16 protein-coding genes are annotated in these 25,774 nt (G+C 61.2%); 4 read left to right on the forward strand and 12 right to left on the reverse strand.

All coding sequences use genetic code 11. The features are described 5' to 3' along the window. Nucleotides 1–18: 18 nt before the first annotated feature. The 7 genes from J2T09_RS05490 to J2T09_RS05520 all read right to left on the reverse strand — a co-directional run bounded on the left by J2T09_RS05490 (nucleotide 19) and on the right by J2T09_RS05520 (nucleotide 12,229). Nucleotides 19–447: a hypothetical protein gene (locus tag J2T09_RS05490; RefSeq protein ID WP_306831988.1), complete on the reverse strand. Its 429-nt coding sequence runs from the start codon at nucleotides 445–447 to the stop codon at nucleotides 19–21. Beyond that, the gene (locus J2T09_RS05495; RefSeq protein ID WP_306831990.1) at nucleotides 444–1,559 is read right to left on the reverse strand and encodes a hypothetical protein; all 1,116 of its coding nucleotides are present in this window, start codon (nucleotides 1,557–1,559) and stop codon (nucleotides 444–446) included. The genes J2T09_RS05490 and J2T09_RS05495 overlap by 4 nt, the downstream gene beginning before the upstream one ends. A gap of 172 nt (nucleotides 1,560–1,731) precedes the next feature. After that, nucleotides 1,732–3,654: an SWIM zinc finger family protein gene (locus J2T09_RS05500; protein ID WP_306831992.1), complete on the reverse strand. Its 1,923-nt coding sequence runs from the start codon at nucleotides 3,652–3,654 to the stop codon at nucleotides 1,732–1,734. A 1-nt stretch (nucleotide 3,655) separates the two neighbouring features. Next, nucleotides 3,656–4,798, reverse strand: a complete 1,143-nt coding sequence (locus J2T09_RS05505; RefSeq protein WP_306831994.1) for a VWA domain-containing protein — start codon at nucleotides 4,796–4,798, stop codon at nucleotides 3,656–3,658. Then, the gene (locus tag J2T09_RS05510; protein ID WP_306831996.1) at nucleotides 4,795–8,814 is read right to left on the reverse strand and encodes a WGR and DUF4132 domain-containing protein; all 4,020 of its coding nucleotides are present in this window, start codon (nucleotides 8,812–8,814) and stop codon (nucleotides 4,795–4,797) included. Before J2T09_RS05510 ends, J2T09_RS05505 begins: the two co-directional genes overlap by 4 nt. 21 nt (nucleotides 8,815–8,835) lie before the next feature. After that, complete coding sequence (locus J2T09_RS05515) at nucleotides 8,836–11,166, reverse strand: DUF5682 family protein (RefSeq protein WP_306831998.1); 2,331 nt, start codon at nucleotides 11,164–11,166, stop codon at nucleotides 8,836–8,838. Beyond that, nucleotides 11,138–12,229 (reverse strand): ATP-binding protein, encoded by a 1,092-nt coding sequence (locus tag J2T09_RS05520; RefSeq protein WP_306831999.1) that lies wholly within the window; start codon nucleotides 12,227–12,229, stop codon nucleotides 11,138–11,140. The genes J2T09_RS05515 and J2T09_RS05520 overlap by 29 nt, the downstream gene beginning before the upstream one ends. Before the next feature lie 382 nt (nucleotides 12,230–12,611). Here J2T09_RS05520 and J2T09_RS05525 point away from each other — a divergent pair, with 382 nt between their 5' ends. After that, entirely contained in the window at nucleotides 12,612–15,986 is a 3,375-nt protein-coding gene (locus J2T09_RS05525) for a type III effector HrpK domain-containing protein (RefSeq protein WP_306832001.1), read from the forward strand. Between the two features lie 103 nt (nucleotides 15,987–16,089). Here the strand turns inward: J2T09_RS05525 and J2T09_RS05530 are convergent, their stop codons facing one another. Together J2T09_RS05530 and J2T09_RS05535 are read right to left on the reverse strand one after the other, a co-directional pair. Further along, a complete protein-coding gene (locus J2T09_RS05530; RefSeq protein ID WP_373458378.1) occupies nucleotides 16,090–17,031 on the reverse strand; it encodes an asparaginase in 942 nt (313 codons plus the stop codon). Then, entirely contained in the window at nucleotides 17,028–18,503 is a 1,476-nt protein-coding gene (locus J2T09_RS05535; RefSeq protein ID WP_306832006.1) for an amino acid permease, read from the reverse strand. Before J2T09_RS05535 ends, J2T09_RS05530 begins: the two co-directional genes overlap by 4 nt. Before the next feature lie 241 nt (nucleotides 18,504–18,744). Between J2T09_RS05535 and J2T09_RS05540 the strand changes: the two genes are divergently transcribed. Continuing rightward, on the forward strand, nucleotides 18,745–20,163 hold the full coding sequence (locus tag J2T09_RS05540) for an aspartate ammonia-lyase (protein ID WP_306832008.1): 1,419 nt from the start codon (nucleotides 18,745–18,747) through the stop codon (nucleotides 20,161–20,163). Nucleotide 20,164: 1 nt separating this feature from the next. Here J2T09_RS05540 and J2T09_RS05545 read toward each other — a convergent pair whose 3' ends face one another. Together J2T09_RS05545 and J2T09_RS05550 are read right to left on the reverse strand one after the other, a co-directional pair. Continuing rightward, nucleotides 20,165–20,878, reverse strand: coding sequence for a FadR/GntR family transcriptional regulator (locus J2T09_RS05545; protein WP_306832010.1), 714 nt, complete (start codon nucleotides 20,876–20,878; stop codon nucleotides 20,165–20,167). Nucleotides 20,879–20,946: 68 nt separating this feature from the next. Beyond that, nucleotides 20,947–21,840, reverse strand: coding sequence for a LysR family transcriptional regulator (locus J2T09_RS05550; RefSeq protein ID WP_306832011.1), 894 nt, complete (start codon nucleotides 21,838–21,840; stop codon nucleotides 20,947–20,949). 118 nt (nucleotides 21,841–21,958) lie between these two features. On the opposite strand from J2T09_RS05550, the gene J2T09_RS05555 reads away from it, so the two are divergent. Both J2T09_RS05555 and J2T09_RS05560 read left to right on the forward strand, forming a co-directional pair. Then, nucleotides 21,959–22,570 carry a glutathione S-transferase family protein gene (locus tag J2T09_RS05555; protein ID WP_306832013.1) on the forward strand — a complete coding sequence of 204 codons (612 nt, stop codon included), beginning with the start codon at nucleotides 21,959–21,961 and terminating at the stop codon, nucleotides 22,568–22,570. A 72-nt stretch (nucleotides 22,571–22,642) separates the two neighbouring features. Next, complete coding sequence (locus tag J2T09_RS05560) at nucleotides 22,643–24,712, forward strand: 2Fe-2S iron-sulfur cluster-binding protein (RefSeq protein WP_306832015.1); 2,070 nt, start codon at nucleotides 22,643–22,645, stop codon at nucleotides 24,710–24,712. 113 nt (nucleotides 24,713–24,825) lie between these two features. Here J2T09_RS05560 and J2T09_RS05565 read toward each other — a convergent pair whose 3' ends face one another. Next, nucleotides 24,826–25,743: an SMP-30/gluconolactonase/LRE family protein gene (locus J2T09_RS05565; RefSeq protein WP_306832017.1), complete on the reverse strand. Its 918-nt coding sequence runs from the start codon at nucleotides 25,741–25,743 to the stop codon at nucleotides 24,826–24,828. Between the last annotated feature and the right edge of the window lie 31 nt (nucleotides 25,744–25,774).

Below are 25,774 nucleotides of genomic sequence, written 5' to 3' on the forward strand. Positions count from 1 at the left end.
CTCTGCCTTCATGCAGCTTCAGCCGCAGGTTTTCCCGATGCGCTTCAGTTCGACGGCCGGCTCCAGCATGACGCCGCCCTCTTTGCCGACGAACCTGTAGGTGCCGCGCCACAGGCCATCCGCCGCCTCGGATATGCGCAGGCGATGGTCGCCGTCATTGCACATGGCATCAAAGGCAAGGTCGCCCATATCCGTGAATGCGCGCTTGCATTTGCCCGCCTGCGCTGCTGGAAGAACCGGGTCCATGCGGCTTTTGACAGCTGCCTTGTCGTAGCAGACCTGAAACACCTGCTCGTCGTTTTTCAGTTCAGGCGTCGGCACGGGCGTGAATATCCGCACCTGCCACAGACCTTCGGGGAAGCCGGCTTCCTGTGCCGCGGCCGGGTTTTCGGCCATCAGCACGGTGGCGGTCATGAGAGCGGCTTTGATGAAATCGAGCTTGATCACTGGCACTCTCCCAAACGCTTGACGGTGACATCAGTCGACGGCTGCGGCATCTCCAGGTCGCCTTCATAACTTTCGTTATAGGAAATCTGGCCGGAAAAATTCTCGCCGTCATCGTCAGGTTGCAGGTACATGCCCCAAAGGGCGCCGATGCCGCCATGATCGCATTGGACATTCATCGAAACACCGCTCTCGTAGAAATGGATCTTGTCCATCAGCACACATTTGACCCCGGACGGTTTTGGCATCAGCGGTAGTGTCTCTGCCGTCATGTCGTCGCGAACGCAGATGTCGTGGGAGCTTTCGACCACTTTCATTTCCGTCTCGGTGCGCTGCAGCGTCTTCCAGGTGAAGCGCCACAGGCCGCCCCATTCCGGTTTTTCCGTCGGCGGTGCCTGGGCGGGGCGTGCGCGCGGCTCATCATCCGGCGAGGAATAGGCGGCGGACTGCAGCGCCAGCCGACGCCCGAACCACGCGCCCATGATGTTAAAATCGTTGAAGGTGATGTGGTATGGTTTCAGCACTTCATCCTGCTGGGAGAGGGCCGTTCCAGCCACGGATGCCTTTCGGCCATAATAACCCTGGATCTCCCGAAATTTTTCTTCCGGCATCGGCTCCGCTTCCTTCAGCGGGCTCTGGTTCAGCACGGATTGTGCGACATCCCGGCCAAGTGCTGCATAGGTTCCCTGCGCCGTTTCCGCGAAATAGGCACCGAACATCTCGATCATCGCGAATGTCGTGTCCGTCTTCATGCGCTCGCCGAAAGCTTCGGTCGCGGCGTCAAAGCTCGCCTTGTCGGTCCCGAATTTCTTGTAGATCGCTTCATGGTCGCCATCCGGATCCATGAACATCGCATAGGTGATATGGCCGTACGCCTGATAATCGACGCCATTGACGGGCTCAAGCATCTTGACGTCGAAACCGGCGCGGCTGGTCGCGATCTTCGGGGGCGATGTGGGCGAGGGCGCTTCGCTCAGAGTTCCGGCGTCTTGCGCGCGCACCGGGTTGGCGACGAAAAACGCGGCCAGCAGGGACAGCGTTGCGATGATCATCATCAAGAACGGCCGTATGGCTGTTGTCCTGATGGCGGAATTGGACATGTCTGGAACCGGCATGGATGGATGCCCCTTTGAGTGCCTTGTGAGCGAAAAGGAAAGAGCAGGGAAAGCCTGCCAAACCGTCTCGCTCATTTCTTCGGGGCACACATATGGCTTTACGAGCAAAAGGAAATGCTTTCAACGCGATAGGGTATTTTGCCCGCGGTCACGTGCTGAGGCGGGGGCTGTTTCACGTCGGCTGGCCTTCTCGGGTTTCTTTCAGCGTCAAAAGCCAGATCGCAACATCACGGAAACTGGCCGCTTCGGCATCCGGGGATGCGTCCAGCCATTGTCCCAACCGCACAGAAAGCGTGCCAAAGCCGGCCGCTGCCAGTTTTGCCGCAAGCGGTTTTCCAATGGCCTGTCTGCTGCCGCGTGCCCGGCCGCCGGCATGGATCGCACCGCTGAGCAGGCGCTCCACATCATCGAGCAGGCCGGACTGGCCGGCCATGGCTTGTGGAGGGGTGAGGGCTGCCTGATCATCGAGCGCATCGAGATCCGGCACGATGAAACGGTCGGCGGAAATCGACCACGGTTCGCAGACCAGCACACCATCCTCAAGCCGCACCGTCCCGGCGATCTGGCGGACTTCGCCCCAGCGGCCGTCGAATGCGGCGGACAGGATGCCGGGCGCTGCCGGTGCGCCGGAATCGAATTCGCGTTCCAGATGCAGCGTTCCGCCGTCATTCGCCAGCTGGACGGCAGCCTGCCAATATTGCGTTCCGGCCGACCAGGATTGGCCGAGCACGGCCTCGACCTCGAACATATGGACATCATCGACACGTTTGCGCGGCCTGATCAGCGACAGCGGGCGTTCGGCGAAATCCCGGATCACGTTTTCGGTGCGGCTGGCCATCAGCGGGGCTGACCACGAAAAATTGCCGTCGCGCGGCATGACCTGCGTCTTGCCGCCGGTGCCGCTGCCCAGCGCCAGCAACCCGTCGGCGCGGCGGCGAGCAACACTGGTCAGGATCTGGCCGCGGCCGACACCCTGAACCGGCAGGCCCGCGCCGAACTGTCGTCGCAGGACGGAAGAATGAAAATCCGCCTCGTTTGGGTTGGGAGAAAACAGCTTTTCCATCAGCATGGTCGCGCCGGTATCGCTGTCGGCCAGCAGGACGGAGGCACTGATGTCGTCGCCTTCCTGCCGCAGTCGGGCACCGAGCGAAACCAGCCGGGTTTTCGCCATCGCCGTTTCGAAGGGCTCGCCCAAGCCCAGCGCCATGGCGGTATCGCTGGCCCGAACGCGCGCCAAAAGTTCCGTCGCCAGCCTCAAACCGGCGCGCTCGTCATGCCGCGCGCTTCTCGCTTCGTAAGCCTCGACCTGTTCTCTCAGGGCGTCGATGACCAGCAATACCTGTGATGCCCCCAGAAGCTCCGCCTGTCGGCGGCAGTGTTCCAGCTGCTGCACATGCGCCGCCATGCCGGCCAGAACACCGACATCGAGCAGCTTTGCCACGACCTCTTCGCAAGCCATCGCCAGGGACGTCGTGTCGACGGTGGTCTTCGGTCCGGTCTCGCCACCAATCCCGGCTTCGCCGGCACCGTCGGCCGCGCGAAAAGCCCGTATTGCCAGTGCCACATGCACACATCCGCGCCCCTGCACGCAGTCGCAGCGCGCATAACCCAGATCGTTCGGCACCAGAAAACGCACGCTTGCCATCGGCAGACGCGCCGCCGGCACCTGTCCGTAATCCAGCCGCACGGTATGGCGCGCCGTCATCAGTCGTGTCAGTTCCGACTTGGCTGACGGCCCCAATGCGCTTTCGAAACCATCGAGATCGAGTGTCGCAGGGTTCCAGCCCGCCGGCTCGGGTGCCGATGTGGCAGCGTCGGCAGTTTGGCCGTCACGATAGGCCATGGCGAGCATGATGCGGTGGCGGCAGACCCCGGACGAGGGGCAGGTGCAACTGGCATCGGCGATTTCCTTGCCCGCCGCCAGTCGGGTCAATGTCCCATCGCTGAAACGTGCCTCTATCGTGCCGTCCCCGGCCACATCCAGAACCGGTCCTGTGCCGGCGGCAAGGTCGCGTTGCGAGCGCTTGACGATACCGGTATTGGAAAGCTGGGTCAGGCCGTCGTCGGTGAGGGCGATGAGATCATTGCGAACCATGTCATCGTCCGATCTTGGCGGCCAGCCAGCCGGCCAGCTCGCCCGGCGTCATCGCGCCCACTTCGGCGCCGGCTGCCACCAGCTTGCGCGCCGTTTCACGCGAGTAAGCCGGTTCGGCGGCGGAATCGAGAGCCGCCAGACCCAGCACCAATGTGCGCTGCGCCGTCAGTTCCGCAACACGGTTGATCAGCATGGCCTCGCTCGAGCCCTCATAAAAATCCGAGATCATCACCACGATCGCATTTTCCGGCTGGGTGATCAGTTCGGCGGCATAACCGACGGCGCGCTGGATATCCGTGCCGCCGCCAAGCTGCACTTTCATCAGCAGCTCGCAAGGGTCATCGACATCGCTGGTCAGGTCGACGATTTCGGTATCGAAGGCGACAAGATGCGTTTTCACGCCCGGCAATGCCCACAGGCAGGCGGCCGTCACGGCGGAGTGGATGACCGAATCCAGCATCGAGCCGCTCTGGTCGACCAGCAAAATGATCTGCCACTGTTTCATATGGCGCTGGTTGCGCGCGAAGAAGTGCAGTCGCTCCACCGTCAACTGGCGTTTTTCCGGGTCGTAATGTTTCAGATTGTCCTTCACGACACGGCGAAAATCGAGATCGCTGGCGATCTTGAAACGGCTGTGACGACGCCGGTCGACCACGCCGGAAAAGGCCAGCGCCATGTCGCGCGACAGCTTTTCCATGAGCTGACGTACCACTTCCTGCACCAGTTTTCGCGCCATCACGAGAATGTCCGGCGACATCAGGTGTTTTGTCCGCAACACGGCTTTCAGCAATGTTTCGTTCGGCTCGGCGCGCGCCAGCACATCGGCATTGGTGATGATGTCTTCGATCGCGTAATTTTCGATCGCATCCCGTTCCAGCCGTTCGATGGTTTCCTTGGGAAACAGCCGGTGGATATCGTTGATCCAGTCCGGCGTGGTCAGGGCAGATGCGCCACGCCCGCCCTGACGGCTGATATTGCGGTCGCCGCCATCCTCGTCGCGGCCGTAAAGCCAGTCCAGCGCCGCATCCATCGCAATGGCGTCGGCAGACATGTTCCCACCCGCCGCGCGGCAGGCGCCGTCGGACGCCTCGCCGAGGACGAGACGCCAGCGCGTCAGGGGATCGAGGATGCCGGGATCGCTCATTTCACCGCCGTTTCGGCCAGAAGTGCCAGACCGCGCAAGGTTTCGCTGGCCGTGACCGGATCAAGCTGGCCGAATGTCGGCGCATTGCCCTTGTTGCGGCCATAGGGCGGTTCCAGGGAAAGCTTGCCGAGTGTCTGCAGTTTGTCTTCCCAGTCTCCGCCGCCGGTAAAGATGCCGTCCTCGAAATAGAACATGGCATCCATGGTTTTGCCGTTCAGCAGGCGAACCGGACGCTCCAGCCACCAGATGCAACCGCCATCCTGTGGTGCCCCAAGCGCCCAGCCGCGCGAACCCATGCCGCGTAGGCGCGGGCTTTCCACCTTCAGGCCTTCGAAACGGGTGATTTCGCTGACCTGCTTTTCCGCCTCGGTCAGTTCATGGATTTCACGGCCAAGCTGCGGGAATGGCTGGGAGATTTCATAATCGCCGAAAAGCGCGCCCCAGGCATCCAGCCCGCCGGCCGGCAGGTGCAGCGGATGCACAAGCCCGATCACGCCTGTTGCCTCGACGGAGAAATCGAGGTCGAGCGTGTCGTCCTGCGCATCGGTGACGGACAGATCGTCGGACACGCGAAAGATGGTGGTCGGTGCCGTGCGCGGATCGCGGTCTGCATACACACCCCAGACCAGCCGCTGCGTCAGGTGGCGGATCAGCGGATGGCTGGCAAAGAACATCCAAAACACGTCCGGCGTCGTGCGGCGCGACATGGACAGCATGTTTTCCAGGCGGGTGATCTGGATGCTGGAGGCCGCGCGTGCGTCCTTCTTCAGGGCCGACCAGCGCTTGACCGCGTCTCCGGCAAGTTCCTGATCGTCGGATTTGTTCGGCTTGGGCAGATCCTTCAGGCGTTTGCCGGTTTCGTCCTTCACCCAGGGTTTGAGGAATTCATCGAAACCGACACGGAACTGCCTTTCGCCGAACACGAGATCCATGCCGCCGCGATCGTCGAGATCGAGATCGGGCGCCAGACGGTCTGCCAGTTCTTCCGGTGTGAGATCGCGCGCTTCGGCAAGCTGGGCAATCTTTTCGCGGGCCTTTTCCTGCAAGCCCTTGAACTTCAGTTTTTCGGCAATGCCGTTGAGGTTCATCAGCGCGACATCGGTGCCGATATCGGCCAGCACATCGAGGCCGGTAACGGCACGTGCATGGGCGGCTTCGCCCGGCCATTTGCGCACCAGACGGGTGAGCTTGCGGGCGCATTCGTCATCGCCCAGCCAGCCGATGCCACGCAGGGCCCAGCCCTCCTTGGAGGGCGCGCCATCCGCCAGCCATGCGGCAAATACGTCCCAGGCGAAGGCGGCAAGGCTGTCCGCCGTGGTCTTTTCCTTCAGGACATCGATGCCGGCATAAATGGCTTCCGGTGTGGAGAAGGACAACATTTCGGCGATCGCCACCATGGCCTCGTCCGAAAGTGCGCCGCCGTCCTTCAGGACCGGACGCGTGAAGGACGACGGCTTGAACCAGTCCGGCACCTTGGCGATGCGGGCGGGGAAACGCTGGAGAGGATCGCGCTCCAGCACTTCCACGACGGCTTCCGGCGCCTTGGCATCCTGTGCGGCATAGGTTTGCGCGATCGCTTCGATAGCGACACGCCCGTCTTCGCGGTCGGTGGCAATCCAGCGCAACGCAAATTCGGCGGCGTCGCGCACAGCACCCTTCGGGCCGGTGGCATCGGGGATCAGCCGGATGATGGCCGTCTCGCGATGCCGCCGCATCCACTGCATGGCCGCCACACGCGCCTTCTTCAGCTTGATGAGTGCACGCGCCGCATGCGGCGCGATTTCTCCCGCATCGATATTCTTCGCAAGGTCGATCATCACGATCGGGTCGTTTTCGATCTGCCGCAGCAGGCCCGGCAGGCCGCGTTCGCCAAAACGGTCCATCATGCGGGTATAAACGTCGTCGGCATAATAACCGGTGGCTGCGCCCGGGCAACTCCACAACATCAGCGCCAGCGAATCCGGCTGTTTGTCGATTCCGTCGAGCAGCTTGCCCCAACCGCTGGACCGAAGCCCCCAGGAACGGGCACGGTAGATCTGCATGATGCGCTCATAGGCAAAACCGAGCACATCCGCATGATCGTCGCCGATCTGCGGCAGCGGCTTTGAAACGGGCGGCACCTTGTACCAGTCCGGTAGCGGATTTGCCTCGATCTCGGCGATGGCTTTGACCAGGTCGTCGGTCGTCTCCGCGATCACGGCACCATGATTGCGCCAATAGCCCCTCTCGGATGCGATGGGTTCGGACACGTAAACGAACGGCGTCGGCGCGGGCTTCAGCGCAAGGACGATGTCCTCGACCTTCTTTTTCTTCTTGCGCCATGGCGGATCGAGAAGAACGGCCGGAACATTATCCGCAACGGCCAGCGGCACGTTTTGCACTTCGTGCAAACGGTCGAGATAGGCCAGCGCACGGTCGTTGCCGGCAAGCCATTGGCGCTGGGTTTCCTCAGGATGTGCTTTCAGAAAATCCATCACCCGGGCACGAATGACGGGTTCGGTTCGGCCGGAGGCAAGTGCGATGACGAAAAGGCGAAAGCTCGTGGCGGGATCGGCCTCGCTGAATTCATCGAGCGCGGCGCGGATCCATTTGTCGTGCAGAATGGGAGCAAGCACCGCCATCGCGCCGTCATCACCCGTTGCCAGGATCGTCTTGGCGATCACGGTTTTCCGATCGTCATAGGCGTAATGCAGGAACCAATCGAGGGCCGGGGCGGGGGACTGATTGTGATGCGCTGCCGTGTCGATCACGGTCGCCAGAACATCCTCAATCGAGATGTCCACATAGCTGAAATAGAAGAAATAGCTGCGTTTCGTGCGCCAGCGTGTACCGTCCGATGGCGCCAGTTCGGCAATGAGCGGCAGAAAGGCCAGCTGCGCGCCGACTTCCACGCCCGCAGCCTCGGCGCCGCGCAGCACGGCAAGCGGCTTGAGATCATGTTCGATGGAGCGGTCGTCACCCAGCACGAAGGCGCGCGATGCACGCACTTCCCATGGCACCTGATCATCAAGGTCTTCCGTCAGCGTGGTGATTGCGGCCTCATATTCCTCGTCGGAAAGCTTTGTCAGCGCGAACCTCAGTGCAAGCTCCAGCGGCGAACTCCAGCACGAATTGCCATAGGCACGGCGATCGTTTGTATTGGCGCCGATCAATGGCCTCAGGATTTGCAGCACCCACGAGGCCCCGGCAACAGTCAGCAGCCATTCCTGAAAATCGATCAGGCACAACAGGCTTGCGGGCTGCTTGCCGTTGCGGATTTTTGGGCCCTCGATCACCTTCCCGTGCGAGACGGTGCCGATATGTTGCAGCCAGTTGATGACGTCGGCCGCCTCGAGTTTCATCTCGGCCTGTCCGCCGATCTTCGATTTGAGCCAGCGTACGGCGCCACCACCAACTGGTTTGGGGCCGTTTTCGCCCAGTCTTTCATTGATCCACTGGGCTGCGTCCTTGGCTTCGGCTTTGGGAGATGCCGTCAGGAGCTTGATATTGTCGGCAAAATTGTCCCAGGCGCGGGCCGGGTCGAGCGAACCCTGCGATCGGCTGCGGGTGGGCAGGGCAAGGCCGATCAACGATTTTAGGACGGGCGAGGGGCCAGAAGCCGGTGCCTGCGCAGCCGCCACGGATGGCACTGATTTCACGGCGGGCTTGGCGAGTTGCTCTGCGGGAAAAACCGGTGCAACAGGCTCAGATACTTCCGCAGTCGGGACCTCAGCGCTGGCGCTGGCAGCGGGGGCGGAAGTCTGTGCCTCTTCCACCGTTTCTTTCGGCTTGGCCGGCTCCGCCTGTTTCTTTGCCGGAGCAGCAAGTCCCGAACCGATCAGGCTATATCCCTTGCCGGTCTTTTCTTTCACCAGCTTGTTCTTTTCCTTCAGCGCCGCATCGGCTGTGTCGAATTCCTTTTCCTTGCTCTGTCCCTGCGTGCCGATGCGGCCGTAATTGACCGTCAGCGTCGTTCCCTCGATGGAAACCTCCCAGAATTTCGAGGATTTTCCTTCAACAAGTTCGTACCGTTCCATCTTCCCGTCCCTATCCCTTTGTCAAAACAATCCGGCCTGTTTCAATCGTCGTGCGGCCGCCGCCTCCAGCGCCATGGCGGCCGCCTGGCTGCCGACGTCGCTGCGCTGGCGCATCCATTGCAAGGCTTCAACTTGCGCCTGCGCGTCGCCGCGGCCGTGGTTGCGCAACACAGCCTGCGCCAGTTTTTCGCGCTCGCGCGGCGGGAAAAATGCAAAGGCCTGCCGCAGCGCCGGCAGTGCCAGCAGAAATTCCTCGTCGCTCCAGCCCTCGATCATCTGCGCTACCGCATCGATGACCGGCAGATCGTCGGCAATTTCTTCACGCGAGAGGGCAAAGAGGCCCGATAGAAAATCGCCGAGCTGGCTCGGCCGGCTGAAATGGCGCATGTGGGAGGCGATAGAGGCGGCGTCGCTCCGACCACAGGCAACCAGCAGGCCGAGTGCGGCCCCGGCAAGCGTCGGCGCCGTTTCACGATTGGCGAGGCAGCGGCCAAGCACTGAGAGCAGTGCATCACGGTCTATGTCGAGATCCGGGCAATCGCGGATCATATCGCGGCAGGCGATCAGCGCATGAATGACATGGCGGCCTTCCTCCTCGCTTCTGATGGCATCGACTAGCCACAGGACTCGGGAAAACACATGCTCGCACAATTGGCCGAGGCCGAGATGGGCCTGGCGGCCAAAAATGCTGCCAAACCGGTAAAGCCTTGTGATGTCGAGACCGGCACCGCCGATCTGGCCGATATCGCGTGACTGCCCGAGACCCGAGGAAATCTTTGCCGTTAGGTCGGTTTCCAGCGCCAGCAGGCCGGCGAAAAGCGCGTCGGACAGGCAGGAGGAAAGAACCGGAAGTCTGTCTCCCGCGTGGCTCACCCGGTCGGCCAGCAGGCTGGCGGCGGCCATCGGCAATGTGCCGCCCCAGCGCGAGGCTTCGATCAGCATGCCTTCCGCATCGCGGTGGCGCACGAGGCGAAAAACATCGCGTGGTGCTTTCGTTTCGGCGCCGGACGGTCCTTCGAGCTGTTCCAGCCCCGGCATTTTCAAAAGCCGCAATGCATGCAGCGCCTGTGCCCGGCTGCGATCGTCGGATACGTTCCAGTCCAGTTCCAGCTTTCGGGCGCTCGATTGCGGGATCAGGTCGAGTTGCTCCAGCCGGGCATCGACATCATCGAGCAGGGGTGGCCGGCGTGTGCCGGCGGCGATGCGGCCGCGGCGATCGCCGGTCATGGCTTTCAGCATGGCAACGAGGGCCGGATGGGTTCCCGCACGAACGGCGCCTGCCTGCGTCCAGGCCGCGGGTGCCTCCAGCCCGTCCTTCACCACTGTCGCGAGCGCCGAATCCAGAAGGTCGGCGCGCAGGATGGCGGCATGGCCGCGCGTGCGGGAAAGAGCCAAGGCATGGGTCTGCCAGGCGATGCGGTCGGCGGTGGAAACGACCTGACCGCTTGCGCGCATGGCGGCAGCAATGGCATTGCCCGCCCAGTCGGCGGCGGCATCCAGCCCGCGTTCGCGCACATGTTCGTAATAGGCCGGTGAGGGCATGCCGGATGCATAACCGGTAAAACGGTCCAGTCGCTGGTATTCGTAGGGCAGGACATAACTTCCGGCGCGTTCCCCTTCTGCCGGCATCGGCATGTCGGGTTTGTCACCGCTCATCTCACGCGTCAGCCGGCGGATTGCCTCGGCATGCCAGCCGCCGCAGACCAGAACGACCTTGCCGTTTTTCGCCTTGTCGAGAGCCCAGGCGGCATGCGCTGCCATGAAATTTTCACGCGCATGTTCTTTCGGATCTTCAATGCCCTCGGGCCGCAGCAGATCGAAATAGCGGTGAAGCCTTTCCGCAAGCTGCGGTGCCGGTGCCTGTTCGGCCAAAGCGTCCCAGACGGCATCAAGCCCATCCTCGCCCATGGCCTTGCCGAGCGCCGCGTCGGCGGCGGTCGCGCGTGCCGAATGCGGGTCGGCATAACGGTTGGCGCGATCGCCGAAATCCGGGTGCCATGCCGGCAGGTCGCAGAAAAGCGGCGTTGCACCGGTCTTCCATGCGGTCTGCAAAGCCTCCCATTCCGGCGAGTAGCTGCAGAATGGCGAATAGGAGGCGAATGTCCGCTCCGGCGTGGCATGGAAACTGAAGATCGCCACCGGCAGTTGATGCGGCAGGCGCAGGTCGTCGATATGCGGATTGAAGTCCGCCGGCCCCTCGATCAGCACATAGGCCGGGCGCAGTCTGGTGATGGTTTCCGCCACCAGCCGGGCACAGGCCGGCGAGTGATGGCGTACGCCGATCACCGTCAGCCGGTCGGTCCTGTCATGCGGTTTTTCCGCCTCACGGCGTGAGAAGATGCCGAGCCTCATAGAGGGCCTTCCATGCTGCTCCCGGTCGCTTCGACGCCTTCTGTTCCAGATAACGCGCCAGTTTTTTCAGGTCCTCGGCATTGTCCTTTGCCGCGGTGCCGGCAAGGCATTCGACGATATCCTCCGGCCGTCCGCCATCGCCGCGCAGATAATGACCGCGCACGCCGACCGCATGGGCAACACTCACGGCCTCGGCCGTGCTCATCACCGAACTCAGTTTTTCCATGCTGCCTTCGCTGGAAAGCCCTTCGCGCAATTCACGGAAACACGTGACCAGCACTTCCAGAACCTCGTCGCTCGGCACGACGGGCACGCCGGAACGGGCCAGCAGTTTTGTCGCCTCGCGTTTCACGAGATCCAGTTCCTCATCGGCATTGCGGATCGGAAAGACGGTCTCGAAATTGAAACGACGTTTGAGTGCCGCCGACATGTCGTTGACGCCACGGTCACGGGTATTGGCGGTGGCGATGATGTTGAAACCTTCCTGCGCGAAGACCATGCCGTGCTCGCCGGAAAGTTCCGGCACCGCCATGACGCGATCCGACAGGATGGAGAGCAGGCTGTCCTGCACTTCCAGTGGGCAGCGGGTGATCTCCTCGAAACGCACGATCTTGCCGGCCGACATGCCCTGATGAAGCGGTGCTGGCACAAGGGCGCGCGGCGTCGGCCCTTCGCTCACCAGCAGCGCATAGTTCCAGCCATACTTGATCTGGTCTTCCGTCAGCGAGGCGCCACCCTGGATGGTCAATTTGGAATCACCGCTGATGGCGGCTGCCAGCAATTCGGAGAGAAAGCTTTTTGCCGTGCCCGGTTCGCCGATCAGGAGCAGCGCGCGGGAGGTGGCGAGTGTCACCATCGCGCGCTCCACCAGCGAAGGCGAGGCGACCAGCTTCGCCGATGCACCATTGCCGCCGAGGATGAAGGATTTGATGCTTTTGAGCGAAAGGCCCCAGCCGGGCGGGCGCGGTCCCCTGTCGGCTTTTCTCAACGCCTCCAGTTCATCGCGATAGGCTATTTCGGCTGGAGGACGCTGGATGGCGGCAGTGCTGTTCTTGTCTTGCATGGGGACCCGTCGACCTGTCTTGGACGCCATGGATTTAGGGCAGGAAACCATGACATCCATAGCAACGCCATGGGGATATTTACCTTTTGTGCTTGTCTGGCAATTGTTTAGTCTTGGCGCGGCACAGGCGATCCATCGTTTGAAATCGCCTTGAAATGTGGTCGTCCGTGATGGGCGGCCAGTCTCATCTCCGATTGGCACCGTGATGCAGCGGACGACGCTTGCTGCGCCCGGGTTTTCGCTCCGCCGCGCTGCCTGTTGTGATCAGCTTCCAGAGAAAAATCACGTCATGTCACATCCGCTTCATGCGCGGACTTGTAAGGTTAACGCAATCATAAACGATATTTAAGCGATAAGTCATGCTATAGAGGAGATGCATCCCATGTCGAAGGTGACCAAATCCGCCAGCAGCCCGGTTGACTCGTCATCGGTTGATCCCGGCAATACGAAAGCCTGGGAGGAGGCACAGCAGCAGGCAAAGGATGCAGGCATCCGTTGGGATCGTCCTTCGGACGATAATCGTTCCGCGCAGCAGATCATCGATGACAGTCCACTGCTGAAAAATCTGGGCAACCAGGCGGGTGCCAAGGACGCTCTGGGCCAGCGTGTGGGCCTGAAGGAAGGCGAGAGTTTTGCCGATAACGCCGATGCGGCCTATCGCGCCGTCCAGGTTCTCGAACATATCGAACAGTTCAACGCAAAGGGCGATCGTCTTGCCAGCAATGATATCGACAATGGCAGGGTTGATGGTTTTACCAACAGTGGTCAGGCGCGACCTGATACGGAAGCCGGCCGCCTGCAGGATTTCGGCAAATACGGTTTCTCCAATCTCGAAGGCAAGCTCAACGATGTGACGACCGCGGTCGAAGATCCGAAGGAACGCGAGAAAGCCGAAGCCCTCGGCATCGAATGGGAACGTCCGGAAGGCGATGATCGCTCCGCAGAGGATATAATCGGCAAGAGCGATCTTCTGAAAAACCTGGGCAACCAGAGCGATGTCAGGGACATGCTCAAGGAGCGGGTCGGCGATTTCGAAAAGGATGCCGATGCCGCCTACCGTGCCGTTCAGGTTCTCGAACACATCGAGAATTACACCGCAGGCGGTGACCGGGTCGCCGGCAATGATGTCAACAACGGCAAGGTCGACGGGTTCACCAAAAGCGGCGAAGCGAAACCGAATACGGAGGCCGGTCGCCTTCAGGATTTCGGCAAGGACGGGTTTGACGCCCTTAAGGGCAAGATGGAGCGCCCCTCCGACGTCGGCGACAACAAGGAAGCGCGTGAGGCGGCCGAGAAGGCCGGGATCAAGTGGGAGCTTCCCGAGGACGATAAGCGCTCTGCCCAGGACATTATCGAGGACAATCCGCTTCTGAAAAACCTTGGCAACCAGAGTGGCGTCAAGGACATGCTGAAAGAGCGGGTCGGTGATTTCGAAACGGATGCCAATGCGGCCTATCGTGCCGCACAGGTGCTCGACCGCGTGACCATGTATAACGAAAAGGGCGAGGCCCAGTCCGGCGGTGATGTTTCTAACACAAGCATCGACGGCTTCACCAAAAGCGGCGAGGCGAGGAACGGCACGGAAGCCGGCCGTCTTCAGGATTTTGGTAAATACGGTTTTGAAAACTTGCCGGAGACCAAGAAGACCGACGATATCGGCAGCTACAAGGATTTCCTCAAGGCCAACCCGGATGCCGATGAAGCATCCAAGACCTTTGCCAAATATGCCGCCATCCTTGGCGAGAACTACGATGCCATCAAGGGCAAGATGGGGCAGGATGACAAGCTGACGGCCGATGACCTGAAGCGCTACATGGATGAGAACCCGCAGATCAGCGACGACTTCAAGGAAGCGCTGAATTTCTGGTCCAAGCCGGGCGCCTTCGACCAGTTGGAAACCGCCGCCGACCCGTTGAAGTTCGCACCCGACGGTAAGGTCAGCACGGGTGACATCAGCAACTGGATCAAGACGCAGGCGCCGAAGGATGCCAATGCCGCGGTTACTTTCCTCTCCGGCGTTGCCAACGGCAACACGGTGGGTGATGTCGATACCAGCAAGCTGAACAAGGATATTTTCGAGAACCCGGGCAATCACTCTACCGAGGACAAGGCTGCTGCGCTGCAGGAATTGCTCGCGGCCCGGCAGCTGGTCATCAGTGGCGCCGAGGCGGGCATGTGGAGCGACGATTACGGCAAGGTTGCCGTTTCCAACCGCGCCCGCACCCATCCCGATCCGAACGAGATCCTCAAGGATCTCGACGACAAGATCAGCATTCTCGAAAGCGATCCCGAAGTCGTCAAGTTCCTCAATGAAAACGTCTCCAAACAGATGACGACGCTGCTGGAGGATAATCCTGGCCTAAAAGACGCGCTCGAGAAGAACTACGAGGACGTCAAGTCGGGTGCCGCGCTCGACAAGCTGTGGGACAAGAATACCAAGGACGGCAAGACCGATCAGGCGGCCGCGCTTGCCGAATTTTATGCCTCTGCCGGATCATACCAGGAAATGCTCGGCATCAAGGATCCCGCCGAAATCCAGAAGGCGGTCGCATCCTCCGAACATGCGCAGGAATTCAAGGATTTCTACGAGAAGTCACTGGCGTCAGGCGACCGTCTCGACGAGCTGATGAAGGACAACACGTTCGAGGAAGCCATCGCCGCCTATACTGCCGAAATTGCACTCTATAACGGTGCTCTCGATCCGGAATTCACGGCCAAGTTCGACGAGAAGATCAACGACAACTTCACCAGGATTGCGCAGGAAAACGCCTTCAAGGACGGCACTTTCGATGATCTGAAAACCGCCTTCGGTGTCAATGGAGGTGACGAGCTCGACGAGGCGAAGGTCAAGTCGATGATCGAGGAGGTCATCAAGACCAATCCGGAACTGGTGACCAACCCGAATGGCACCGTGGCCACGGCAGATCAGATCCTGGCAGGCATCAGGGGCAGCTGGGATGTGCTGCGTCAGGGAACGAAATCTCTGGCGGAAATGAAATCCGACTGGCTGAACCCTGATGTTAAAAACCTCGCCGACAAGGGCGTGCTTCACGGTGTCAGCGGTATCTTCATGGCCGGCGTCACCATTGCCAAGGGTGCAGGCAGCGGTGGCAACCTGACGGAAAAGGCCAAGGTGGATATCGCCACCGGCTCCGTCCAGACCGTCACATTGCTCACGGAAGGTGGCACCAAAGCCTACAAGGACTACCTGAAAACCGTCGCGGACAAGCACCCGGACAGCGCGCTCGGTAAGAAGATCGGCAAAATGACCGACGCGCAGCTGAAAGAGTACATGGCGGGTGTCGGCAAGGTCGAGAACGTCGCCAAGGGCGTCGGCGGTCTGGCCGGTATCGTTGCCGGTGCTTATGGCATTTTCGATGGTGTTCAGGCGATCCGTCGTGGCGACGATGTGACCGGCGGCATCAACATCACCGCCGGCTCACTCGGTGCGCTTGCCGGTCTGGCTTCCGCCGTCGAGGGCGGGGTCGGTGCCTTTGGCTCGGCAGCGCTGAGAGCGGTCATGGCTCCGGTTGCGGGTATTGCCGGCGTTCTGGGCATGGCGGCGGCCGGTGTCGGTGCCATCGCGATGTTCCTGCCGGCATTGATTGCGGAGGGCAAACAGCAGACCAAGCAGAACAATTTTGGCGATCTGCTGGGCGACTATCTGACCAAATACGAGATAGACGGCGTGCCGAACGGCGACATATTCGATGTTCCGGACGAGGCATGGCCGGAAACGAGCAGCGGCATGTCGTAAGGCGGGGTGCGGTCGGGCCAACAGGGCCCGGCCGTGAACCTGACGCGCCGTAGACGCGGCGCTGCCGGATCCCGGCGCAAGGCCGGGAGACGGATGGGAGTGTTCAGCCGGCGCTGAACGCGGCTTTGATGCTCTCGGTGCTTTCGCCTGCAGCGATGAGGCTGGCCAGCAATATGCGGGCCTGGCCGGGGCGCAGGTTGTCCGAATGAACGGCGCCGGCCAAAGCGAGGTCATGTCCGCCGCCGCCGCCGCCGTAACTGGCGACGAGCAGACCCTGCGGCACGCGGCTCGACACCACGACCGGGATGCCCGATGTTGTCGCGCGTCGCACGGCATCCACCACGGCGGGCGTGGCATTGCCGGAGCCGAGCGCTGCCAGCACGACGCCCTTGGCGCCTGCTATAAGGCTGGCATCCACCAGCGCGCCGTCGCAGCCCGGATAGATGGCGATGATATCGACACGCAGATCGCCAACATTGCCGGGCAGATTGAGAGAAACGTTTTCCAGCGGCATGGACTGCCTGAAGGCGGTCACGGTATCGGCCGAGTGTTTGTAAAGACCCCAGGCCGGATAGGTCTGTCCGCCGAAACAGACCAGCACGCCACGCTGCGCATTGCTGCTCTCGGCGGCGGCTGCAACGGCGGCGGCCAGGTTGCCCGGTCCATCCGCCTGCGGATGATCGGCCGTGAACTGCGCGCCGGTCAAGATCACCGGCTTTGTCAGCCTGTTCTGCAATTGCACGAGCAGGGCCGTTTCTTCCATGGCATCGGTGCCGTGGAGAATGACCACGCCATCGATGGCCGGATCATGCAGCAGGTCCTCGACCGCCGAGCTGATCGCCTGCATGTCCGAAAGCGTCAGGCTGGACGAATCCTTTGCCATCAGGTCGACCGCGCGAAGGTCGATGTCGCGGTCGCTTACAAGATCGAGGAGGCTATCCCCGCCGAGGCTCGGCTTGCTGGAACCATCGGCTCCACGTTCGCTTGCAATCGTGCCACCGGTGGCGATGACCGCCACCAGAGGCTTTTTCATTTCGGCATTCACGATTGGGTCCGATCCGTTGCTGCTGTCTGTTTCGCCGCATTTTCGGCTGCGACGGCAGCAATACGGTCACGCGCCAGATACCAGCCAATGATCAGTGTGGGAACAATGATAATCAGTGAACCCATCGTCCAGCTGCCGACCGGATAATCCAGTGCCATCAGAACCAGAACGCTGGCGAGGAAGACGAGCGTGATGATCCCGGTATAGGGGGCGCCGAACATGGCGAAATCCGGCCGCTGCATCCTGCCCTGCTTGGCGAGGTGCCAGAGTTTCAGCTGGCAGAGCACGATGACCGCCCAGGCGCTGATGATGCCGAGTGCGGCGAGGTTGAGGGCAATCTCGAAGGCCATTGCCGGGACGATGGCGTTGAGCACGATGCCGATCGCGGTGACGCCGGCGGTGACGGCGATGCCGCCATAAGGCACGCCGGCCTTGTTCATTTTTGCCAGTACGGCAGGTGCCGACCCCGAAACGGCCATCGAGTGCAGGATACGGCCGGTGGAATAAAGGCCGGCATTCAGCGAGGAGAGGACGGCGGTCAGGACAACGAGGTTCATGATGATATCGGCACCTTCGATGCCGATGGCGCCGAAGAAGGTGACGAACGGGCTCTCGCCGGCCTTGTAGGCGCTGTAGGGCAGGAGCAGCGACAAGAGCACGACCGATCCGACATAAAACACCAGCAGGCGCACGACCACGGTGCGGATGGCGGTTGGCATGATCTTGCGCGGATCTTCTGTTTCGCCGGCCGTGGTGCCGATCAGCTCGATCGAGGCATAGGCGAATATCACGCCCTGAATGATGACGAAGGCAGGCAATATGCCATTGGGCAGGAAACCGCCATTATCGGTGATGACGCTGAAACCGGTAACGTGACCTTCGATCGGCGTGCCGAAAATCACGAAATAGACGCCGACGATCAGGAAAGTGACGAGTGCCAGAACCTTGATAAGGCTGAACCAGAATTCCAGTTCGCCAAACACTTTGACCGACAGCATGTTCATGGCCAGCACGACCAGCAGCGCCACAAGCGCGAACACCCATTGATCGATGCCGACAAGGAATGGCACGTACTGCTTGAAGAAGTTCATGTAGAGGGCGACGGCGGTGACATCGGCAACGGCGGTCATCGCCCAGTTCAGCCAGTACATCCAGCCGACGGCGAAGGCCATTTTCTCGCCGTAGAATTCGCGGGCGTAGGAGACGAACGAGCCCGAAGTCGGGCGGTGCATGATCAGTTCGCCGAGCGCGCGCAGGACGAGAAAGGCGAAGAAGCCGCAAAGCGCGTAAACGAAGATGAGCGCGGGGCCGGCTGCGGCCAGGCGTCCACCGGCGCCGAGAAAGAGGCCGGTGCCGATTGCGCCTCCGATGGCGATCATCTGGATCTGGCGGGGTTTGAGGGCTTTCTGATAGCCGAGTTCTTCGGCGAACTCGATGCCCTTCTCCGCCTTGGCCTGTATCGATTTATCCACTGAAACGCTCCTCCCTAGAGCTTCCACGTCCTTGTTGCACTTTGGGCCGGACGTTTTCGTTCATGCGTTTATGTCGTCGGTACGCCTGTAATGCTGTCATACAGATTTTGCCTTCATACGGCCATGATTAGGGTTTCGTCAAGTTCGATGAAAACCATTTGACGATTTCCAATCGAGAGGAGTATTGGATTAAATCTGTCTTACAGCATGACAGATTTAATCTTGGTGGAGGATGCCAGCGATGGCAACACGCATTGAAAAGGACCTTCTTGGTCCCAAGGACATTCCCGCAGACGCCTATTGGGGTGTCCACACGGCCCGCGCCGTCGACAACTTTCCGGTGACCGGCATCACGGTCAGCCGGTATCCGCATGTCATTCGCGGGCTCTCCTATGTGAAAGAGGCAGCAGCAGAGGCCAATCACGAGCTGGGTCATCTGGACAGCGAACGTCGCGATGCGATCGTCGCCGCGTGCCGGGAGATCAGGGCAGGGGCGCTGCACGACCAGTTCGTCGTCGACGTCATTCAGGGTGGGGCCGGCACGTCCACCAACATGAATGCCAATGAGGTGATCGCCAATCGCGCGCTGGAACTGCTTGGCCATGCCAAGGGTGATTACGCGCATTTGCACCCCAACGACCACGTCAATCTCAGCCAATCGACCAACGATGCCTATCCGACCGCGATCAATGTCGGCACGATCGAGGCGATCGACGGGCTGGCGGCTGCGATGGAGTTTCTGCAGGACGCTTTTGAGCGCAAGGCAAAGGAATTCGATGCCATCCTGAAAGTGGGCCGCACCCAGCTGCAGGATGCCGTGCCGATGACATTGGGCCAGGAGTTTCGCGTGTTTGCCGTCATGCTTGGCGAGGACCGCGCGCGGCTGCTGGAATCGGCAAGCCTGCTGCACGAGATCAATCTCGGCGCGACCGCGATCGGCACCGGCCTCAATGCGCCTGCCGGTTATGCGGCACTTGCCTGCTCGCATCTGGCGCGGCTGACCGGTCGGCCGCTGAAGACAGCGGCGGACCTGATCGAGGCGACGCAGGATCCGGGTGCCTTCGTGCATCTGTCCGGCGTGCTGAAGCGCGTTGCGGTAAAACTGTCAAAAACCTGCAACGACCTGCGCCTGCTGTCTTCCGGTCCCCGCGCCGGCATCGGCGAAATCAACCTGCCGGCCATGCAGGCAGGGTCCAGCATCATGCCGGGCAAGGTCAATCCGGTCATTCCGGAAGTGGTCAATCAGGTGGCGTTTTCGGTGATCGGCAACGACATCACCATCACCATGGCGGCCGAAGCCGGGCAGTTGCAGCTCAACGCCTTCGAGCCGGTGATCGTGCGCTCGCTCTCCGACAGTATTGCTCATCTGGAAGCGGCCTGCCGCATTCTGGCGGAACGCTGCGTCGATGGCATCACCGCCAATCCGGGCATCATGGCTTTGCGTCTGGAGCAATCGCTCGGGCTCGCCACCGCGCTCAACCCGCTGATCGGTTATTATGCCGCGACCCAGGTTGCGCGCGAGGCGCTGGAAACCGGCCGGACAATCGTTGAGGTCGTGCTGGAGCGCGGCCACCTGACGGCCGAACAGCTGGATAAGGCCCTGCGTCCGGAAGTGCTCGCCAATGTGCAGCCGCCGAATGTCGAGCAGGCTGGCAAATAGCTCAGCGGCCCGGCTGGGCCTTGCCGATGATCTCGGTGACGGCCTGTTTTACTTCACCCAGGTGAAGTTCCATGGCTCGCGAGGCATCCTCTTGCGAGCCGGCATCCACGGCCACGGCGATCTGTCGATGTTCGCGGTTGGACGCGAGACGACGGCTAGCCATCAGGTTGACCAGTTCCGACTGCTGCATCAGGGCATCGCGCGCATCGGTGACGATCTTTGCAAACAGCGTGTTGCCGGAGGATCTTGCCAGCGCCATGTGAAATTCCGAATCGAGCTGCACCCAGCGGTGCGGGTCCTCTTCGCGATCCATGGCATCGCAAAGTTTCAGAAGGTCGCGCGCCTGTTCGGGGCTGCGACGCACGGCCGCCCAGCCTGCGGCGGGCACTTCGATGAAGGGGCGGGCCTCGATGAGATCGCGGGCGGAATAACCGCTATAGCGTAGATCGCTGGAAGGCGAAGCCGTGGTGACAAACGTGCCGCTGCCGGTGCGCGTCTGCGTCATGCCGAGTGTCTGCAACGAGCGCAGGGCCTCGCGGATCACCGGGCGGCTGACGCCGTATTTTTTGGCGAGATGTGCTTCCGACGGCAGGCGTGTGCCGACTTCGATCCGCCCGGCCGTAATCGCCCGGCGCAAATCCTCGAAGACCGCCTCAGCCGCATTCACTCGACTGATCGGGCTGGTTTCTGACAACCAATCAGCCGTTTCATTCATGGCGTCAACGTGTCTGATGGGGCATGTCTTGTCAATTGCGAGAAGTTTGAAAGACTTGGGAGCGTGTCCTACCCCAATGCTTTCCTCAGCCGTGGTGCCGCATAGTCCAGAAATGCCCTGAGCTTCAGCGGCATCGATCCCTGAGAAAGATGAACGAGGTGCACGGGCGAGGGCTCCAGCTCAAAATCTTCCAGGAGTGGCTCAAGCAGGCCCGCATCGACCGCCCGTTTTGCCTGATAGGCCATGACGCGGGTCACGCCGATGCCGGCCGCTGCTGCATCCACTGCAGCCTCGGCCGTGTTGACCGAGAGGCGCGCCCGGATGGCCGCCGATATTTCCTGTTTGCCATCGCGAAAGGTCCAGAACCGGTGCGAGAGCACACCCTCGAAAGCGATACAGTCATGATCGCAGAGGTCGCGGGGATGAAGCGGCCGGGGATGGCGTTTCAGATAATCTGGATGGGCATAAACCATCGTGCGCATGGTGCCGACACGTGTCGCAACCAGATTGCTTTCGGGAAGCCGACCGATGCGCAGTGCCACGTCGATCTGGTCATCCGCAAGGCTGACGGTCCGGTCGCTCAGCGTGAGCCGAATATTGATATCGGCAAATGCCTTCAGAAAATCGGTGACGATCGGCAGGACATGCAAGCGCCCGAAAACGATCGGTGCCGTCATCATCAGGTCCCCGCGCGGCGCGATATATTCCCCCGAGGCGCGGCGTTCTGCCTCTTCGACACGTCCAAGAATTTCACGGGCGGCGGCAACATAACTCTCCCCGGCCTCGGTCAGCATGATCCGGCGGCTTGTCCGGGTGATCAGGCGAACGCCGAGATGGGCTTCTAGTTCCGACATCTTGCGGCTGACAGTGGGAAGCGGCGAGTGCAGGGCGCGGGAGGCAGCGCTGAGGCTGCCGGTTTCCACCACGGCCAGAAGCACGGCCATTGCATCGAGACGGTCCATGAGCCTTCCGGAAAATGAGAGGAAACCTTCTGAAATGAATGCCTACATCAGGAATCTGGATGTTGCTAGGTTTCTCAAGTCATCGGAGCCAGCGCTCCGTCACCTGAAGGAGCCACTCATGAAACTCTACCATTTTCCGCTTTCCGGCCATGCCCACCGTGCTCTGTTGTTTCTCTCGCTGCTCGGCGTGAAGGCCGAAATCGTCGATGTCGATCTGGCAAACGGCGAGCACAAGAAGCCCGATTTCCTGAAGCTCAATCCGTTCGGCCAGGTGCCGGTGCTGGAAGACGACGGCGTTGCCGTCAGTGATTCCAATGCCATCCTCGTTTATGTCGCGACCAAGCTCGGCCGCAAGGATTGGCTGCCGGATGATCTGGTGAGCCTTGCAAAGGTCCAGAAATGGCTGTCCGTCGCCGCTGGCGAGATCGCCTATGGCCCGGCCGCTGCCCGGCTGATCACCGTGTTCGGTGCGGATTTCCGTGCCGACGAAGTGATTTCCCGTGCACACCACATTCTTGGCCTGATCAATGCCGAGCTCACGCAGGAGCCGTTTATCACCGGCAATCGCCCGACCATCGCGGACATTGCCCTCTACAGCTACATCGTCAGTGCGCCGGAAGGCAATGTGGACCTCGCGCCACATCCGGAAGTCCGTCACTGGCTGGCACGGATCGAGGCGCTGCCGGGTTTTGTGCCGTTCCCCAAGACCGCAATCGGTCTCGTCGCCTGAAACTGCGATCTGTAAGTGACATGCGGCCGACCACCCACCGGCCGCATTTTTTTCCAACGAATGGAGGCAGGCATGCTCGACAAGCTACAGGACCACGAAGCCATCCTGACGCCGTCTTCGCCATGGCATGAAGGCGAGCTCAAATTGCAACGCCATGCGGGTGTTGCGGAACAGATGGACGGCGTCGGCCGAAAATTTCTGCGCCGCTTCCTGCTCGACCAACATCGGGAATTTTATCCGCTGTTGCCCTTTATCGTGATCGGCGCCGTTGATGCGCAGGGTGTTCCCTGGGCGACCATTCGCAGCGGTGAGCCCGGTTTCCTGCAATCCCCGGATCCACTGACGCTCGATGTCAATGCGGTCGGCGATCCGTCGGATCCGGCGCAGGAGGGGATGAAAAACGGCGATGCGATCGGCCTGCTCGGCATCGACCTCATCACTCGTCGCCGAAACCGCATGAACGGCACGATCAACCGTGGCGAAGGCGATGGTTTTTCCGTTGCTGTCGAGCAAAGCTTTGGGAACTGCCCGCGTTACATCCAGAACCGGCAGTTTGCCTTCAAGCGCGATCCGGCATTGCCGCATGTGCCGAACGTGACCGTATCCGATCGGTTCGACGATCAGGCGCGGCGGATCATCGAAGCCGCCGACTCGTTTTTTGTCGCGTCCTATGTGGACCGAGACGAGGAAGGGCGGCAGGTGGATGTTTCCCATCGTGGAGGCCGTCCGGGCTTCGTGCGCATTGATGCGGATGGCGGCCTGACGGTGCCGGATTTCAACGGCAACCTGTTCTTCAACACGCTCGGCAATTTTCTGGTCAATCCGAAGGCAGGACTGCTGTTTGTCGATCACGAAACGGGTGATGTGCTGCAACTGGCGGGCAGCGTCGAGGTCATTCTGGATTCGCCCGAAATCGCCGCCTTCGAGGGGGCCGAACGGCTGTGGCGCGTGATGCCCGAAAAGATCGTGATGCGCCGGGATGCACTGCCGCTGCGCTGGACATTTGCTGAAAACGGCATGTCGCCGAGCAGCCTGATGACCGGGACCTGGGGCGAGGCGCAGGCTCGCCTTCAGGCCGCGGCAAAGGCCGGCACATGGCGCCGGCTGCGCATCGGCAAGGTCGTGGAAGAAAGTGCCACCATTCGCTCATTGCATCTGGTAGCCACGGATGGCGAGGCACTCGTCCCGCATATGGCCGGTCAGCATCTGCCGATCCGCATCATCGATGGCGATGATGTCATCCGCCGCAGTTACACGATCTCAAGTGCGCCGTCCGACGGCTATTTTCGGCTGAGCATCAAGCGCGAGGGCAGGGCCTCCACGTTTCTGCACGGCCTGCGGGAAGGCGACGAGATCGAGGCACTTGCGCCTGCCGGCGCGTTCACGATCGATGCGATGGAACGCGGCCGGCCGGCGGTGCTGCTCGGCGCCGGCATCGGCATCACGCCGCTTCTATCCATGCTGCGCCATGTCGTTCACGAGGGCGACAGGACCCGCCATCGCCGCCCGGTATGGCTGTTCAGGTCAGCGCGCAGGCGGGAGGAACGAGCGTTCGATCGCGAGATCGGCGAACTCGTGGAGCGCAACGAAGAAACGATCCACGATGTCAGGGTACTCAGCCAGCCGGATAGCGGCGATACAGCGAGCCATGATGTCGTGGGCCGCATAGACATGGACCTGCTGAAGAAACACCTGCCGTTCGGCGACTACGACTTTTATGTCTGTGGGCCCGCACCCTTCATGCAGGAAATCTATGACGGCCTGCGCAGGCACAACATCAGCGACGACCGAATTCATGCCGAGGCATTCGGGCCATCGGGCCTGAAGCGTGACAGTTCGGCAGGCACTGCCTCGATCACTGCCGCGCCGCCGGCCTCGGTGTCCACGCGCGTGATCTTCACCCAATCGGCAAAGGGAGCACGCTGGAAGCCCGGCGATGGCCCGCTTCTGGACCTTGCGGAAGAACGCGGGCTTAACCCCGCTTACGGTTGCCGGGCCGGCCAATGTGGCGATTGCCGGACAAGGATTTTGAAGGGCGGGGTCAGTTATCCTTCCCCACCAAGCTATCCGGTTGCGGAGGGCGAGGCGTTGATCTGCTGTTCGGTTCCCGGCGAGGGCGGGGATCTTCATCTGGACCTGTAACCGGTCTCGTCATCGAGGCTAAAACAGTGCAGGCAGAAGACGAGTTGATCGCTCCAATCGGATATCTATGAGGCGGCGAAGACGCTTGGCTAGCCGTCGTCCACGAAGGAGGGTTAGCCGAGCGAATGGCCGTTGGTCGCCGTATAGACGGCATAAAGAGACCGCGTTGCCGTGATGAACAACCGGTTCTTGCGTGGCCCGCCAAAAGTGAGATTGGCGACGGTCTGGGGGATGAGGATTTTTCCGAGCAGTTTTCCATCCGGCCCGAAACAATGCACGCCGTCGCCGGCGCTGGTCCACAGGTTGCCATGGACATCGAGGCGAAAGCCATCCGGCAGACCGTTGTCGAGTTCGCAGAACACCCGGCTGTTGCCGACATGGCCGTCTTCAGCCACATCGAACGCGCGGATGTGGCGCGGGGCGCTGGTGTCGTGGCTGGAGGATGAATCCGCGACGTAAAGCGTCTTTTCGTCGGGCGAAAAGGCAAGTCCGTTGGGCTGGCCGAAATCGGTGATCACGGCGTCGAGTTCGCCGCTTGCCGGATCGAGCCGGTAGACGTTGCGCGTCGCCTGTTCCGGCTCGGCGCGATAACCCTCGTAATCGGATTTGATGCCGTAGGTGGGATCGGTGAACCACACGCTGCCATCGGATCTGACCACGACATCGTTCGGCGAATTCAGGCGTTTGCCCTGATAGCTGTCGGCCAGCACGGTGATCGTGCCGTCGATTTCGGTGCGGGTGACGCGGCGGCCGCCATGTTCGCAAGAGACAAGTCGTCCCTGCCGGTCGCGCGTATTGCCATTGGCGAAGTTGGAGGGTGAACGGTAGGTGGAAATGCCGCTGCCTTCAGTCCAGCGCAACATGCGCTGGTTGGGGATGTCGCTGAAGATCAGGCAGCCGAGATCGGCGAACCAGACCGGTCCTTCGGCCCAGCGGCAATCGGAATAAAGCTCCTCCAGATCGGAGGTTCCCACGATAAGGTGGCGGAAACGGTCGTCGTGGATCTCGTAGATGGAAGAGGGCTGCGACATGGTTTTCAAATCCAATCGATAGGTTCGAAAC

Origin of the sequence: Neorhizobium huautlense, from assembly GCF_030811685.1 — a bacterium.
GTDB lineage: Bacteria > Pseudomonadota > Alphaproteobacteria > Rhizobiales > Rhizobiaceae > Neorhizobium > Neorhizobium huautlense_A.

Bases quoted from the DNA above. Each gene is read 5' to 3' on its own strand.
- J2T09_RS05525 (WP_306832001.1), top strand. From the start codon at position 12,612: ATGTCGAAGGTGACCAAATCCGCCAGCAGCCCGGTTGACTCGTCATCG.
- J2T09_RS05540 (WP_306832008.1), top strand. From the start codon at position 18,745: ATGGCAACACGCATTGAAAAGGACCTTCTTGGTCCCAAGGACATTCCC.
- J2T09_RS05555 (WP_306832013.1), top strand. From the start codon at position 21,959: ATGAAACTCTACCATTTTCCGCTTTCCGGCCATGCCCACCGTGCTCTG.
- J2T09_RS05545 (WP_306832010.1), bottom strand. From the start codon at position 20,878: ATGAATGAAACGGCTGATTGGTTGTCAGAAACCAGCCCGATCAGTCGA.
- J2T09_RS05565 (WP_306832017.1), bottom strand. From the start codon at position 25,743: ATGTCGCAGCCCTCTTCCATCTACGAGATCCACGACGACCGTTTCCGC.
- J2T09_RS05550 (WP_306832011.1), bottom strand. From the start codon at position 21,840: ATGGACCGTCTCGATGCAATGGCCGTGCTTCTGGCCGTGGTGGAAACC.
- J2T09_RS05560 (WP_306832015.1), top strand. From the start codon at position 22,643: ATGCTCGACAAGCTACAGGACCACGAAGCCATCCTGACGCCGTCTTCG.
- J2T09_RS05520 (WP_306831999.1), bottom strand. From the start codon at position 12,229: ATGCAAGACAAGAACAGCACTGCCGCCATCCAGCGTCCTCCAGCCGAA.
- J2T09_RS05505 (WP_306831994.1), bottom strand. From the start codon at position 4,798: ATGAGCGATCCCGGCATCCTCGATCCCCTGACGCGCTGGCGTCTCGTC.
- J2T09_RS05510 (WP_306831996.1), bottom strand. From the start codon at position 8,814: ATGGAACGGTACGAACTTGTTGAAGGAAAATCCTCGAAATTCTGGGAG.
- J2T09_RS05500 (WP_306831992.1), bottom strand. From the start codon at position 3,654: ATGGTTCGCAATGATCTCATCGCCCTCACCGACGACGGCCTGACCCAG.
- J2T09_RS05515 (WP_306831998.1), bottom strand. From the start codon at position 11,166: ATGAGGCTCGGCATCTTCTCACGCCGTGAGGCGGAAAAACCGCATGAC.
- J2T09_RS05495 (WP_306831990.1), bottom strand. From the start codon at position 1,559: ATGCCGGTTCCAGACATGTCCAATTCCGCCATCAGGACAACAGCCATA.